At 44.0% G+C, this 14889-nt stretch carries 10 protein-coding genes; 5 read left to right on the top strand and 5 right to left on the bottom strand.

The window, feature by feature from the left end:
• Positions 1-56: 56 nt before the first annotated feature.
• The gene (locus tag OCV50_RS19275) at positions 57-1484 is read left to right on the top strand and encodes a methyl-accepting chemotaxis protein (RefSeq protein WP_239839951.1); all 1428 of its coding nucleotides are present in this window, start codon (positions 57-59) and stop codon (positions 1482-1484) included.
• Between the two features lie 113 nt (positions 1485-1597).
• Here OCV50_RS19275 and OCV50_RS19270 read toward each other — a convergent pair whose 3' ends face one another.
• The 4 genes from OCV50_RS19270 to OCV50_RS19255 form a co-directional block, all read right to left on the bottom strand.
• Positions 1598-4672: an efflux RND transporter permease subunit gene (locus tag OCV50_RS19270; protein WP_261904294.1), complete on the bottom strand. Its 3075-nt coding sequence runs from the start codon at positions 4670-4672 to the stop codon at positions 1598-1600.
• Positions 4673-4683: 11 nt separating this feature from the next.
• The gene (locus OCV50_RS19265) at positions 4684-5781 is read right to left on the bottom strand and encodes an efflux RND transporter periplasmic adaptor subunit (protein ID WP_261904293.1); all 1098 of its coding nucleotides are present in this window, start codon (positions 5779-5781) and stop codon (positions 4684-4686) included.
• 343 nt (positions 5782-6124) lie between these two features.
• Positions 6125-6850 (bottom strand): HAD-IA family hydrolase, encoded by a 726-nt coding sequence (locus tag OCV50_RS19260; protein WP_261904292.1) that lies wholly within the window; start codon positions 6848-6850, stop codon positions 6125-6127.
• A gap of 465 nt (positions 6851-7315) precedes the next feature.
• Positions 7316-7813, bottom strand: a complete 498-nt coding sequence (locus OCV50_RS19255; RefSeq protein WP_261904291.1) for a hypothetical protein — start codon at positions 7811-7813, stop codon at positions 7316-7318.
• A 249-nt stretch (positions 7814-8062) separates the two neighbouring features.
• Here OCV50_RS19255 and OCV50_RS19250 point away from each other — a divergent pair, with 249 nt between their 5' ends.
• The 4 genes from OCV50_RS19250 (at position 8063) to OCV50_RS19235 (ending at position 14083) form a co-directional block, all read left to right on the top strand.
• Entirely contained in the window at positions 8063-8542 is a 480-nt protein-coding gene (locus OCV50_RS19250) for a CreA family protein (protein ID WP_261904290.1), read from the top strand.
• Positions 8543-8671: 129 nt separating this feature from the next.
• The gene (locus OCV50_RS19245) at positions 8672-9976 is read left to right on the top strand and encodes an inosine/guanosine kinase (RefSeq protein WP_239839945.1); all 1305 of its coding nucleotides are present in this window, start codon (positions 8672-8674) and stop codon (positions 9974-9976) included.
• Positions 9977-10233: 257 nt separating this feature from the next.
• Entirely contained in the window at positions 10234-11982 is a 1749-nt protein-coding gene (locus tag OCV50_RS19240) for a formate--tetrahydrofolate ligase (protein WP_261904289.1), read from the top strand.
• 196 nt (positions 11983-12178) lie between these two features.
• Positions 12179-14083: a sensor domain-containing diguanylate cyclase gene (locus OCV50_RS19235; protein WP_261904288.1), complete on the top strand. Its 1905-nt coding sequence runs from the start codon at positions 12179-12181 to the stop codon at positions 14081-14083.
• Between the two features lie 135 nt (positions 14084-14218).
• On the opposite strand, the gene OCV50_RS19230 is transcribed toward OCV50_RS19235, so the two are convergent.
• Positions 14219-14824: a beta-phosphoglucomutase family hydrolase gene (locus OCV50_RS19230; protein WP_261904287.1), complete on the bottom strand. Its 606-nt coding sequence runs from the start codon at positions 14822-14824 to the stop codon at positions 14219-14221.
• Positions 14825-14889 lie beyond the last annotated feature (65 nt).

Below are 14889 nucleotides of genomic sequence, written 5' to 3'. Positions count from 1 at the left end.
TTTATTGCGTGCGGTTATTTAAAGTCCACGGTAAAAGGAATTATCGTGGAGTTATCATGAAAGAAGTACAGTTTCGAACGATAGACAAGCTGTTTATTAAGATGTCGATCAACGACAAAATGTGGGTCATTTTTCTTATCTTTTTAGTTGCCCTTGGCAGCCTGTCAACGAACACCTACCTCAATCAGCTCGATCAAATTGAACAAAACGCAAAGACTCAAGCTGAACAACAACTCAAAGGCATGTTGTCTGTTTCCGACTCGCCAGAGTCAACGCTGTTAAGTCGCTCGTCGAGTGCCACCTCAACAGACACATACATTAACAACAACGGGTCAGTCACGGCGACTCAGCAAGGTAAAGACGGCCAATACTACTCGCTTACCTTACCTGCAACCGATGCTGCTGATCAGAAGCAAAGCGCACTCAATACTTTCTTACTCAGTTTCTTATGGTGTGTTCCTTTTGGTATTTTCTGTTACTGGGTGGCAACCTTCATTGGTGGGGCTCTGTGGGTACTCTATTCAACAACAGAAAAGATTGGTGACGGTGACCTAAGCTCTCGTCTTGGCTTCCACCCGGGTCGTGACGAGTTCGGTACGATTGGTTGTGCACTAGATCGCTCAATGGACACCTTGAGTGAACTGGTTAATAACGTTAATGAAAGCGCTGCGACACTGAGTGAAACCTCTTCTTCATTCGAAGCGGAAGCCAAGCGCAGTGAAACGCAGATCAGCAGCCAGCACGCTTCTCTTGACTCTGTGGCAACTGCGATGGATGAAATGACGGCATCAGCTAATGAAGTATCTAACATCGCAGCCCGCTCAACCGAGCAAACAGAAAATGATGCACAAGCGATTAACCAAAGCCACGGTAAAGTGCAGCAAGCAATTGCAGAGATCACCACGCTTTCTTCCTTGATTGAGCAAGCTTCGTCGTCTGTAACGAGCCTTAACGTTAACACTAGCCAAATCAATGAGGTGATTACCACCATCAACGCGATTTCGGAGCAAACTAACCTACTCGCTCTGAACGCTGCCATTGAAGCTGCACGCGCAGGTGAACAAGGCCGTGGGTTTGCGGTGGTTGCCGATGAAGTTCGAACACTGGCAAGCCGCACTCAATCTGCAACAGTAGAAATCCAAGCGATGATCGAGCGCTTACAGCAAGAGAGCCAAAACATCGCTAAGATCACTGAGCAAACGGTTGATCAAGCTCAGACAAGTAGCCAGTTGATTTCTAATATCGGTGACGATGTAAACTCAATCTCAGATTCAGCTCGTGCTCTAATGGATATGAGTGCACAAATCGCGTCTTCTGCCGATGAGCAAAGCAATGTGGCAAATAGCATCGCCGCCGAACTGAATGACATTCGCAGTCAATCGGACGTTATAAAAGAAGTGGCTCAAAACACTTCTAATGGGGTTTCTAATCTCACTAGCGCATCTATTTCACTGTCTAAGACGTTGGCAAAATACCGCACTTAGAGCCCGTTTTAACGGCTCTCAATAGCTTGGATTAGATTGTTTCATCAGAAACCAAAGAAGGACTCCGCGGAGTCCTTCTTTTTTTATTTGCTGTTTTTTCTAATACTAGATGGTTAAGCAGAAACTGGCGCCAGTTGTGGCTCTACTTGGTCTTTAAAGAACAAGCTATACAGCACAGGGACCACACCAAGCGTCAATACTGTTCCGACGATCATTCCGAAGATCATCACAATAGACATCGAATACCAGAACTCTCCGCCCGATAGAGCCAATGGCACTAAACCGAGAATCGTGGTCAGTGTTGTCATCACAATTGGTCGCAAACGCGTCATACATGCCGATATGATTGAATCTCTCACTCCTTCCCCTAGTTTTCGATTCTGTTCGATACAATCGATCAGCACAATCCCATTATTGATAATAATGCCTGCCAGACTGAAGATACCGAGCATTGCTGGGAAGGTGAAATAAGCGCCAGTTATCAACAACCCCGATACCGCCCCAATCAACGAAAGTGGGATCGTCAATAAGATAATCAATGGGCGGCGAATCGAATTAAATTGCAATAGAAGCAATAGGATCATGACAGCAAAACATTGAGGGAGATAACCAAACAGTGCTCCGTTCGCCTTGCTCGCCCCCTTAAGCTCGCCACCCAATGCGATACGATACCCCGGTGGCAGCTCAATATCATCCAGTGTTGGTTGCACGAGTTTATTAAGCTCACTCGCTTGCAATGTCTCATGCTTAACGCTGATGGTCACCGTACGTTCTAAATCAAAACGGCGTATCACCGCAGGCTCGCTGGTTGCAATAATTGATGCAAACTGTACTAGAGGCAGAGCTTGACCGTTAGTCGATGAAACTATCTGGGCCGTAAACAATTTCTCCAACGTTTTCTCTGTTTCTGCTGCACCGACAATCACAGGAATTACGTCTTCATCATTACGAAAACTGGTCACCTCTTTACCACGCAGATAGCTGTCTAAGCTCGTCGCTATGTCTCGGCTGCTAACCCCAGCACGAATGGCTTGAGCTTGATCGATATCTAAGATCAACTTAGGAACGTTGTTTTCCCAATCGTTGGCAACACCGACTGCACCCGGAATCTGACGTAGCGCCAACTCAATTTTCTTAGCGATACTCTGAATCACATCTATGTCTTTGCCTACGACTTGATATTCAACCAACCCGAGTTCACTACCACCAAGCCACATACGCTTCGCCTGCCCGCTAGCTTCAGGAAGCTGTTCCATAATGAATCGGTTGGTTTTCCTCACCATATCCAACGCTGCTGTGTAGTCTGTTGTGTTCACCACCATAAATACACGATTTGGGGCACGATCAACGGGAGATAATGCTAAGAAGAAGCGCGGCCCGCCATCACCAACATATCGCACTGTGTTTACGACATCAGGGTTCTGCTCCTTATCAAGTAGCCACGTTTCTAGGCGTTTCGATACCCTATCTGACTCTTCCACTTTCGTACCAGCAGGCAAGTCAACAAACACTAGGTACTGATTGCGCTCAGAGCCAGGCATAAACTGGACGGTCACATAACGAAAGCTATAGATGGACATAGCGAATACCGCAATAACAACCGCTAACGTACTAAGGCGGAAGTTTAGAATAACAGTCACAAATCGGCGGTAAGCCAGTTGAAGCTTAGATAGCTCCGGTTCGTTATTCTTTGCATCTTCTTTCTGCGTATTTGGTTTAATGAACCAGACACACAATGCCGGTGTTGCAAACAAGCACAAGAACCAAGAAGACAACAACGCAATGGTGATAACTTGCGACAACGAGCGTAAATATTCTCCGGTCACATCTTGTGCCAGTAGAAGTGGCATAAATGCGAGAATAGTGGTTAAAGAAGAAGTCAGAAGCGGGACAGCCATTGCTTTAGAAGCCGACACAGCCGCTTCAACACGCTCAACCCCTTGAGAGACTTTGCTCTTGATAAACTCCGCCATAACAATACCGTTATCAACCAGCAAACCAAGAGAAATAATGATGGCAGCAATCGACATTCGTTGTAGCTCAACGCCCCATATCGACATACCGATGACGGTTAACAAGATCGTCAATGGGACGATACTACCGATAATCAAACCCATTCTTAGGCCTAGGAATGCCATCACCACAGCCAATACTACGGCGACCGTTTGCATCAAATTGGTAGTGGCAGAACTAACCGCAGCGTTAACCTTATCAGGTTGGAATGTTGCTAGCTCCAAGGTCATACCGACAGGCAAGTCCTTCTCTACCTGATCAATAAACTCTTTTACTTTGATTCCGAACTCATCACTTTGGCTACCTGAAGCCATCGCTGCAGCGATAACGACGGCTTTTTTACCGTTGAAATAAACTGGAGTATTAAATGGGTGTTCATAACCTACTTCTACATCTGCCAAGTCACGCAAGTACACAGTGTTGCCAGATTCTCGCTCATTAAGGTCGAGCTCTAAGATCTCTTCAACCGAATTAAAGTTACCGGTCGGTTCGATTTCAACTTGCATCGTATCGGTTTCAATCACGCCCCCCGGGAGTACCACGTTACGAGCTTGCAGTGCGGAAACAATCTGTCGGAATTGAAACTTTTCGTTAGTCAAAGCGCCATGCTTTGCGTTTACCCAAATTCGCTCTTCATTCACACCATAGAGCTCAACTTGCGATACGGTTTGGACGCTACTGAGCCGATCTTGAATTGCTTCAGCAGTTTTACGCAGTTCGTGATGGTCGAAGCCGTCTCCAGAAAGCGCGATCGTAGCCGAATAAACCTGCCCAAACTCGTCATTGACCATAGGGCCAACTGTTCCATCAGGTAAGCTTCCTTTCATGCTGTCCATACGATTACGGAGCGTGTCCCATATCGGTTGGAGATTGAAGTATTTATCATGAACCGTCACGGTGATCTGCGCAGCGCCAGTTCGCGACCATGACTTTATCTCCGTCACCTCGGGAATCTGTTTTATTTCTCGCTCTAATGGCTTAGTGATGAACTTTTCGATACGGTCGGGTGACATCCCCGGAAACTGCGCGATGACGACAGCACTTCGAATTAAGATCTCAGGATCTTCTTTACTTGGTGCGTTATTGAACGTGCTAATGCCAAGCACAAACAACATCACCAAAAAGACTTGAGTAAAACGGTTATGTTTAAGCGCGAGTTCAGTAATCTTATACATACTGCGGTTTCCTACAAGCCGTTCCAAAGGGTCACTTGTTGCCCTTCATAAAGGTAAGGGATCCCAGCGGTAACGATCCTTTCCCCCTCAGATAGATTATTTAATACAACGACCTGAGCATTAATATCTCGCTTAGTTTTAACGTAACGCTTTTCAAGAGTGCTCGTTGAAGGGTTAACAATATAGATGGCAGCATCGTCGCCATTTAAGTCAGGGCTGCGTTCATTAAAATCAAACGCTTCTAATGGTAATAGCACCACGTTTTGACTCTCACCACCGATAAGTAACTGTACATCCGCTGACATACCATTTCTCAATGCAACGTTTGAATCACTGAGCTGCAACGTGACTGAGTACGCATTTCCACGCTCAACCACCGCACCTATTTCAGTCACTGTACCTACCAACTTCGCATCATTAAGCGCAGAGATCTGAACCTGAGCCTTGTCACCATAAGTCACCTCTTTAATCAGTGACTCAGGAACAAGGAAATCGACCTCATAAGCAAAGTCATTGACGAGTTCCATGATCTGCTGACCTGCGCTGATCTTTGTAAACTCATCGATCTGTACTTGGCTAATCTGGCCAGAAAATGGCGCGTAGAGTTTTGCGCGTTTAAGGTTCAATTCCGCATTAGACAAATCTGTCTGGGCGAGATTTTCTTGCTGTTGTTTCGCATCAAGATCCGCTCTAATAGCAATCAACTCAGATTCAGAGACAAACCCTTTCAAGTTAAGCTTTGCCGAGCGTTGATACTTGTCCTCAGCCTGCAGCTTAGCAACCCGAGCTGCACCTAAAGAAGCTTGAGACTTGCGAACGGCCAATAGCAAATCACTTGTTTCTAGTTGCGCTAAAACTTGCCCTTTTTCGACACGCTGCCCTTTTGCCACCATAAGCTGGCTAACGGTTCCATTCACCTTAAAGCTCAATGGCGAAGTCTGAGCGCTGCGTACTATGCCGCTTAATTGACGTGTTTGAGTATGAGATTGAAAAACAGCGGTGGTGAATTTAACGCTTCGAATTGACTGGCTTGATTCTTCAGCCGTGTCGGAAGTTTGAGGGCCACATCCAGTCAAAAGAAGGGCAATTACGAAAATGATAACTTTCACATTAGAATCCAGTTTATGGTACTGCATTCCAGTATAGCAAACTGTATAGTGGTAATCTAATGTAATATCATTAGCATGAGCTCAGTCGCAATTGAACAAAACTTAAATAAGAAATCTGTTTAAAAAATCGGCTTAGAGGTAATCTAATGAAGCGAAGTTATCGCTTTTTGACTTGCTGCAGGTGACATAATGAATAAAACAGACGCACCAACTGACGACATCACATGCCCGCTTTGCCAACATGAGGAATATCTGCTTTCAAATTGTGGAGAGAAATTTACTTGTGCTGCGTGTGGGTTCCATACCAAACAATTTACAAAAATCGTCCGGATTCAACCGAGTACTACCCCACCAAGACACCAGAGTATGGTGTATCACTTGAGTAATGCTTGCCACTAAGCCAAGCAGATATCTCTTCAAGGCTGTAGATATCAATAGCGGCTGACTCTTCGGAGTCAGCCTTTGGTGTTCTAACTAAGGTGCTAGGTAGGTTAGGTCTTAAGCGAAATGACTGGATCCCCGCTCTCACCCCAGCTTCAATACCTTTGATGGTATCGTCAACATAGATGCATTCGTTAGGCAAAAAGCCCATGTTCATTGCTGTATACATGATCAAATCAGGCTCTGGTTTCCAACTGTTAGCATCGAAAGCTGAAAATATTTTACCTTTAAAATCGTCGAGCATGCCTGTCATTGCTAGGGATGACTCAACTCGCTCTTTTGGTGCATTAGAGGCAATACAGAACTCAACACCCTGATTTTTAAGAAATTTAATCAGTTCACTGGCACCATCCATTGGCTTTAAGAATCGTTGAAAAAGAGCTTCAAGTTCGGTGCGGTATAGAGGTTCCAATGTATCAATAGAGATGGTGAGACCAAGGCGCTGTTGGGTATCCATTAAGATATCAGCAAGCTTACCGCCTTGAAAATGCGCGTAGCAATCTTCAAGTGATAGAGAGACATTGAATTGCGCAAAAACATTCACCAGCGCTTGGCAGCAAAGCTTTTCACTGTCTATCAGTGTTCCATCACAATCAAATATCACACATTTTGTCTGCTCTAATCTCATCGTTACACCATTTACCTAAAGTTCGACTTTCATCCTATAGGCATATAGGTTTATCGGGCATGACTGATGTAGCATTTTCCTGAAAACCACTTAATTAACTTCGCGAAATATGCGACAGATCACCTTAATAACCCTATTTATAAATTACTTACAGGCATTATTATCCTAACCTTGCTAAAAACTCAGTCTTATTGGGTTGGTTTGTCGATAATTTAAACACAAAGACATGACATTAATGTGAAGTAAAGGCTATTGCGTAACAGTACATTAGTACAATCGTGTGTCGATTATGAGAATGTGATAGGGAATGTTTAAAAAATCTTCCATATTATTCGACAAGCAATAACGGTTTGGTGCTTATGAAAAACTATAAATCCGGAATGGGAAATCGGGCGGAGCTGCGAGTGAATTAAAAGAGGTATGAATAAAAGCGGGAGCGCACTCCCACCCTATCTATCAGCTTTTCTATTCGCTTTCGACCCACACTTTGGTGTTCGATACGATAGAAGTGCCAAGCAAAGACACAAGCTGTTGTGCAAAGCCTATTGTGTTCTGGCCCGCTTGATTGACGATATCTGAAACAAGCACCTCACCTTCCACTGAAGTCACAATTGCACTTGCTACTACATCAGAACCAACGGTACCAATATATAGTTGATGTTCATCAGATAAGATAATTTGGCTTAAAAATTCAAGAATATGAGTCTTATCGAACTCACTTTCATAGACACTCGCTTGATTGAGCGAGAATAAGACGGTCAGTTTATGAAAATCGACTTTATGAATTTCTTCGATATCGGCGGGAGTTTGATCTGAAGGAAGCAGTTGATAGCTTTTATTTGCGAGTCTTGATTGATACACATCTCTTCCGAGTAAGCTCTCTTTCGCAGGATAAGCCACATCAACTTGATTTGCTAACCACGCATTCTTTTTCAGTGCGATTTCAGGTATTTCATTATTCATTCTTTTACTACCTACTTTAGTATCCCCAAATATCACAATTATTTGGAAGGCACACGGTCGCCTTAGGCGCCGAGCTACAAGCAGAGAGCATACAGAGCATCGTAACGACCAACAAGTACTTTAAATGCTTCATAAATTAAGGTTCTCCCAATACTGCCTTTTCGAATAGAGCGAAAAGCTCTACACTCGTATTCAAGCTTTCAATACTCCTTATAGTAATTAGAACTCTATAAATTAAAAGGACTTCTTATGAAAAAAGCCCTAATCGCATTAGGTATCATGACCATGTTGGTTGGTTGTTCGGATAACGAGGTGGGTGACGTATCACTTGGCTTCTTTACCTTGAAAGACATCAAGATCTCTCATCTAGATGATGAGAAGATCCCAGGTGTCACCTGTCACATCGCTTCTATTGAGGCGGATTTCTCTCTTGCAGACCCAAGTGATAGCTCAATCTCTTGTCGTCAAACGGGTGATATCACGCCTGAGATGATCGCCAAAATTGATAAAAGCGCCTCTGGTGAGGTTGTCTTCAAGCAATCAAAAAGTATTTTCTTTAAGACAATGAAGGTAAGACGTATCTACGATGCGGAAAACCAAACCTTACTGTATCTGTCTTACACAACAAAAGAGACAGAAGGTAGTTTCAAGCATAGCCTGTCAACGGTTCCACTATGGGGAACTAAAGCTTACATTGACCCAACAACACTTTCTGCTGAACAAAAATAGACCACTGGCTTAGTTTTGTTCACTCGCCTGTATACACAATGTACAGGCGAGTCTAAATGTAATAAAAATGAAAGAAATTACAAAAATCTGTGATATTATGCGGCAAAATTTTCTCACTGTAATTTTCTTATGAAATTTCCTGGACAGCGCAAATCTAAGCACTACTTCCCTACACACGCCCGTGATCCACTCATCAACCAGATGAAGGAAACACCAAAACTGTATCGCCCGATTATTGTTGGTGTTGGTCAAACAATTGTAGATATCGAAGCTCGTGTTTCTGATGAATTCCTTGCTAAATACGAACTAAGTAAAGGTCACTCTCTTGTTTTGGAAGAAAGCAAAGCGGATGCCCTATACGATGAGCTCGTTGAAAGCGGTCTAATCACGCACCAATATCCAGGCGATACCATTGGTAACACGCTACACAACTACTCAGTGTTAGCAGACAGTAAATCGGTACTCTTAGGTGTTATGTCACGTAACATCGAAGTTGGCTCTTTTGCTTACCGTTACCTATGCCGTACCTCTTCGCGTATGAACCTAAACCACCTACAGACAGTAGAAGGTTCAATCGGTCGTTGTTACACCCTAATTTCGGACGATGGCGAACGTACATTCGCGATCAACGAAGGTGAAATGAACAACCTACGTCCAGATAGCATTCCTGAAGAAGTATTTGAAAAAGCCTCTGCACTGGTTGTTTCTTCATACCTAATGCGCGGTAAGCCAGAAGACCCAATGCCAAAAGCAGTAGCTCGAGCTATCGAGATCGCTAAAGCAAACAATGTTCCCGTTGTATTGACGCTAGGCACAAAATGGGTAATCGAAGGCAACGCTGAATGGTGGCAAGATTACATTAAAGAGAATATCTCTATCGTTGCGATGAACGAAGAGGAAGGTCAGGCTCTGACAGGCGAGAAAGATCCGCTGCTAGCTGCAGATAAAGCTCTAGAATGGGTCGACTTAGTTCTATGTACTGCGGGTCCTGTTGGCCTATATATGGCTGGTTACACTGATGAGACAGCGAAACGCGAAACCGAGCTACCTCTTCTTCCTGGTAACATTCCAGAATTTAACAAGTACGAGTTTAGCCGTGCAATGCGCAAGGACGACTGTAAGAACCCTGTTAAGGTATATTCTCACATCGGTCCTTACCTTGGTGGTCCTCTTGAAATTAAGAACACCAATGGCGCAGGTGACGCAGCACTATCTGCACTACTTCATGATATGGCAGCGAATAGTCACCACCACATGAACGTACCAAACTCGTCTAAACACGACCAGCCTTACATGACCTACTCGTCACTTTCACAGATCTGTAAGTACGCTAACCGTGTGAGTTACGAAGTGCTGACACAACACTCTCCACGTCTTGGTCGCTCTCTTCCCGAACGTGAAGACAGCCTAGAAGAAGCGTATTGGGATCGCTAATCACAATACCTAACTGTTTCTATTAAGGGTTGCACTATGCAACCCTTTTTATTTTCGGCTAATAAAACACACACAATCGCGTAAATTTTGGTGATGAGTTAGCATCGCCAGATTTGATCTCGCGCAATGACTGGTGAAATCTGTTATCTTCCAGCACATAATTCGTGTGGTTAGCCTTTACATGGTCGATTTATACAGTACTATCGCCACGCAAACGTTTTCGTACCACCTTATCGGTTTCAACATAAGGATTTAATATGCTGTCTGATATTGATATTTGCCGCTCTGCTTCACTCAAAAACATCAGTGATATTGCTCTCGGTGCAGGCTTAACCACTGACGAATTCCAACCACTTGGGTTACATAAGGCGAAAGTCTCTTTAGACAGCCTAAAACGTCTCGAAGAAAAACCAAAAGGTAAGCTTGTTCTAGTTACAGCGATTACGCCTACTCCACTTGGTGAAGGGAAAACAGTAACAACTATTGGTTTAAGCCAAGGGTTAGCAGCAATTAATCAATCAGTTATGGCTTGTATTCGCCAACCTTCAATGGGACCCGTTTTTGGTGTCAAAGGCGGCGCTGCTGGTGGTGGTTACTCTCAAGTTGCGCCAATGGAACAGCTTAACCTTCACCTTACTGGAGACATTCACTCCGTCACTGCAGCACACAACCTTGCTTCTGCGGCAATTGATGCTCGCTATTACCATGAACAAAGAGAAGGTATTGAAGCTTTTGAACAACGTTCAGGGTTAAAGGCACTGAATATCGATCCTCAACGTATTGTTTGGCGTCGGGTCCTCGATCATAACGATCGTGCACTGCGAATGATTACTGTTGGACAAAACGAAGACGGTAAAACCATCAATGGCTATCAGCGTGAAGATGGCTTTGACATATCGGCTGCATCCGAGTTAATGGCGATCCTCGCACTTGCGGAAGATCTACAAGATTTACGTAAGCGCATTGGACGTATTGTGTTGGCATACAATAAAAATGGCGAACCTTTAACCGCAGACGACTTCCAAGTTGCAGGTGCAATGACAGTAACAATGAAGGACGCTATTGAGCCAACATTGATGCAAACATTGGAAGGCGTCCCTACCCTGATTCATGCCGGGCCATTTGCCAACATTGCTCATGGAAACTCCTCAATCATTGCCGATAAGATTGCACTGAGATTAGCGGATTACGTGGTGACTGAGGGCGGTTTTGGTTCTGATATGGGTCTCGAGAAAGCATGCAACATTAAAGCAACGGCGGCTAACCAGTCACCTGATTGCGCAGTAGTTGTTGCGACGCTTAGAGGCTTAAAAGCAAACTCTGGCCTTTATGACCTGCGTCCAGGCACACCGCTTCCGGATTCTATCTGCAACGATGACAGTCAAGCTCTTATCGCTGGTTTCGAAAACCTGAAATGGCATATTAACAACGTCAATAAATACGGTGTTCCTATTGTGATTGCTATCAACCGATTCCCACAAGATTCCGATGACGAGCTAGCTCAATTAAAAGCGCTCATTCAAAGCTATGATGAGACTGTGTCCGTTGCAATTAGTGAAGCGTTTGGCCAAGGCGGAGAAGGCGCTACTGACTTAGCGAAAGCCGTGGTGTCAGCTTGTGAAAAACCTGCTCAATTCAAGCCTCTTTATACTCAAGAACAATCGCTTGAAGAGAAGTTAATGGCGGTTGCTGAAGTGGGTTATGGTGCAGCAAGCCTTACTTTGTCAGAAAAGGCTAAATCGCAGCTCGCAGAGTTCAAAAAACATGGATACGACCACCTGTCGGTATGTTTAGCGAAAACTCCGCTGTCGATATCAACGGAAGCACACGTTAAAGGCGCTCCAACTCAGTTTGATGTTCCTGTGAGAGAACTTAAGCTTTGCGCAGGAGCAGGATTTATCTATGCGTTGTGTGGAAATGTGATGACTATGCCTGGGCTACCTGACAAGCCAGCCTTTATGTCTTTAGACATCAACGAAAATGGCGACATTACGGGTTTAAGTTAGTATTTATAAAAGTTTTTCTCAGGAGTTCGCAGGTTATCGTCATAGTGAATGTAAGATAACCTGCAATTTGCACACAAAAGCAACAAATTGCACACATACCTCTCAACTGGAAGATTTACCTAACCAGTTCTGGGTAAAGATCACATTAATAACCCCACTAAATCTATAGTATTGCGCTGATTCTTTGGGGAATGTAATGAAAGCAAGTATAAAAAAACTCTCAGGCCAATTTCTCTGTACTGTCCTAGCCCTAGGAATAGTTCCTGCTCTATACATTAGCTCCGAGTTCGACCGTATAGCAGCGCAATATGATACAAATATAAAACAGGCCAGCCAAAATCAAATCGAGTACAGTTTTCACGAGCTGGGGTTGATCATACGTGAAGTGTCTAACACCATTCCAACCATCGCTGAATCAACGACTCTTAAACGCGCTGTCCAATTTCCCTCAGCTGATAATATTGATTCACTACAAGATTTATGGCTAATGTTGGCGAACGGTCAAAAGTACTACTCGCAACTTCGTTATCTCGACTTAAAAGGTAACGAGACAATACGCATCAACTATAAAGATGGTATAGCTAGCGTTGTCCCTGAAAGTCAACTTCAAAACAAGTCATCTCGTGACTACTTCACCACACTGCAACAGCTGAAAATTGGTGAGATTGCTTCGTTTGGTATCGACCTAGAATATGAAAACGGTCAACCTGTTAACCCTTTACTCCCAGCCCTACGAATCATGACGCCAGTCGCGATAGAAGACAGCATTGTTGGCTACTTCATCGTAAACCTCAATATGGTAGAGATATACGATCGCCTGCACTACACCTTTGGTTCATCACTTGCACAGCCTACCTTGATTAATGGTTCGGGTCATATATTGATGTCCCCAGAGCCAGAACGAGCCTTCGGCCACCTTATTGAAGATCGAGCTGACAAAACCTATGCCATCACTCATCCAAAGCTATGGCAAGAAATTTCAACGCAGAGAAGTGGCAGTTACTTTGATGGCAAAGATTGGTATTTCTATGCGGATATAAGCCCTAACATCGAACAGTTAAAAGGGCCTGTTCATATGGTATTGCACGTAGATAATAAAGAAATCAGTGCGCAGTACCAACAAGAGTACACAGCGATCATCATCCAGATAGCAACACTCTCGATATTGATTTCAATTGTGTCTGGAGTTTTCGTCGCTTGGAATATCAACCACAAGAAGAACAGCATCGAAAGCCAACTCGCAAAAGCCGCAATGAATGGCATGTCTGCGTTAGTTATCACGGATCGAAACAATCGAATTATTAAAGTCAATCGTGAATTTACTCGAATGAGTGGCTACACGCTTGAAGAGGTGAAAGGCAAACAGCCGTCTATGTTCGCTTCTGGAAAGAATAACCAAGAGTTCTACATGCGCATGTGGGCGATCATCAACGAACGTGGAATGTGGGAAGGCGAAGTCATCAACCGACGCAAAGATGGCTCTCTGATTACCGAAATTCTAAGAATTCAGACGATCAAAGACTCAAACAATGTTATTCAGTTCTACGTTGCCTCGTTTGTTGATATCAGTAAGCGCAAAGAGCTTGAGAACAAACTGCGTAACCTAAGTGAAAAAGACGCACTTGCTGGATGTTGGAATCGTCGTAAGTTTGATGAAGAGCTGCGTGATGAATGTAATCGTGTTGCTCGTTACCCTGAATTTGAACAGTCATGCTTAGCGATTGTTGACATCGACCACTTCAAACGCATCAATGACAAATTTGGACACGATTATGGCGATAAAGTGATTCAAGTCGTCGCAGGCGTATTACAAAGAGAGTGTCGCGAAACCGATTTTGTGGCTCGTATTGGCGGTGAAGAGTTTGGCATAGTGCTGCCCCATACTAAACCAAATGAAGCTTACTGTGTGTTGAATCGATTGAGGGTAGCCATATCGCTTGAGCTCGATGATCAAGTGACCGTCAGTGGTGGCGTGACCAACGTGACTCATGACTCAAAACTCAGCTACAAATGCGCAGACCTTGCCTTATACGAAGCAAAAGCAAATGGACGAAACAACATCTGCCTATTTCTAGATAGCGAGATGGAACAAATCGCTTAACGTACAAACCAAAAGAAACAAATGGCTCCTAACCGCCTCTACGAATTAGAGACAAATAGGAGCCATTTTTTTATCATCCACTTCAGAATATTAATGTCGTGATAAGTACCGTTCAGTAATGAAGTCTGTAAGTTGTTACTGAGGTCTTGGGTAGAACATCAGTTGCTTACCTTCCACGACCATAATGCAGTCCATATTAGCCGCGTGTGCCGCCTGTTTACCCAAATCTGTATCTTCAAATACTACGCACTGTTCCGGAGAGAGCCCCATTCCTTTGCAGGCATCCAAAAACGTGTCGGGGTTAGGCTTGTGACGTTCAACATCGGTTGCTGTAACTAGGCTATCTAACTTGGGCAAAATACTTGTCGCTGTAAGCAAGTTTTCTGCACTCTTGCGTTGGCTACCCGTTCCTACCGCTAATCGCTTTTCTCCATAATGCTCTAACAACAAGTCGTGTGTGCAAGAGATAACATTACCTTTATCTTCAATATTGGCAAACGCATCCATCTTAAACGCAGATACGGCTTTTGGATCTAGGCTCAAACCGTACTTTGCATTCACTTCACCCGCAATTTTATAGCTCGGCATTCCACCAAGGCTATGTAGCCAAGAAGCTTCAAACTTGAACCCAAAATGTTTGGCTGTCTGCTCCCATGCTTTGATATGTGCAGGCATGGTATCAATGAGAGTACCATCCATATCGAAAATTAAGCCATCGTACTTCGTTAGATCAATCGTCATTGCTTTGCCACTCTAAATAAAACTACTGATACCATAACCAATTACGAGTATCATGAGCCAACATT

It is taken from the genome of Vibrio fortis (assembly GCF_024347475.1).
GTDB lineage: Bacteria > Pseudomonadota > Gammaproteobacteria > Enterobacterales > Vibrionaceae > Vibrio > Vibrio fortis.
Note: the sequence above shows the minus strand (reverse complement) of the source record. Positions and strands in the feature narration are given on the sequence as shown.

Excerpts from the sequence above, each read along its gene's own strand:
- OCV50_RS19275 (WP_239839951.1), top strand. The coding sequence starts at position 57 with ATGAAAGAAGTACAGTTTCGAACGATAGACAAGCTGTTTATTAAGATG.
- OCV50_RS19270 (WP_261904294.1), bottom strand. The coding sequence starts at position 4,672 with ATGTATAAGATTACTGAACTCGCGCTTAAACATAACCGTTTTACTCAA.
- OCV50_RS19260 (WP_261904292.1), bottom strand. The coding sequence starts at position 6,850 with ATGAGATTAGAGCAGACAAAATGTGTGATATTTGATTGTGATGGAACA.
- OCV50_RS19255 (WP_261904291.1), bottom strand. The coding sequence starts at position 7,813 with ATGAATAATGAAATACCTGAAATCGCACTGAAAAAGAATGCGTGGTTA.
- OCV50_RS19250 (WP_261904290.1), top strand. The coding sequence starts at position 8,063 with ATGAAAAAAGCCCTAATCGCATTAGGTATCATGACCATGTTGGTTGGT.
- OCV50_RS19245 (WP_239839945.1), top strand. The coding sequence starts at position 8,672 with ATGAAATTTCCTGGACAGCGCAAATCTAAGCACTACTTCCCTACACAC.
- OCV50_RS19240 (WP_261904289.1), top strand. The coding sequence starts at position 10,234 with ATGCTGTCTGATATTGATATTTGCCGCTCTGCTTCACTCAAAAACATC.
- OCV50_RS19235 (WP_261904288.1), top strand. The coding sequence starts at position 12,179 with ATGAAAGCAAGTATAAAAAAACTCTCAGGCCAATTTCTCTGTACTGTC.
- OCV50_RS19230 (WP_261904287.1), bottom strand. The coding sequence starts at position 14,824 with ATGACGATTGATCTAACGAAGTACGATGGCTTAATTTTCGATATGGAT.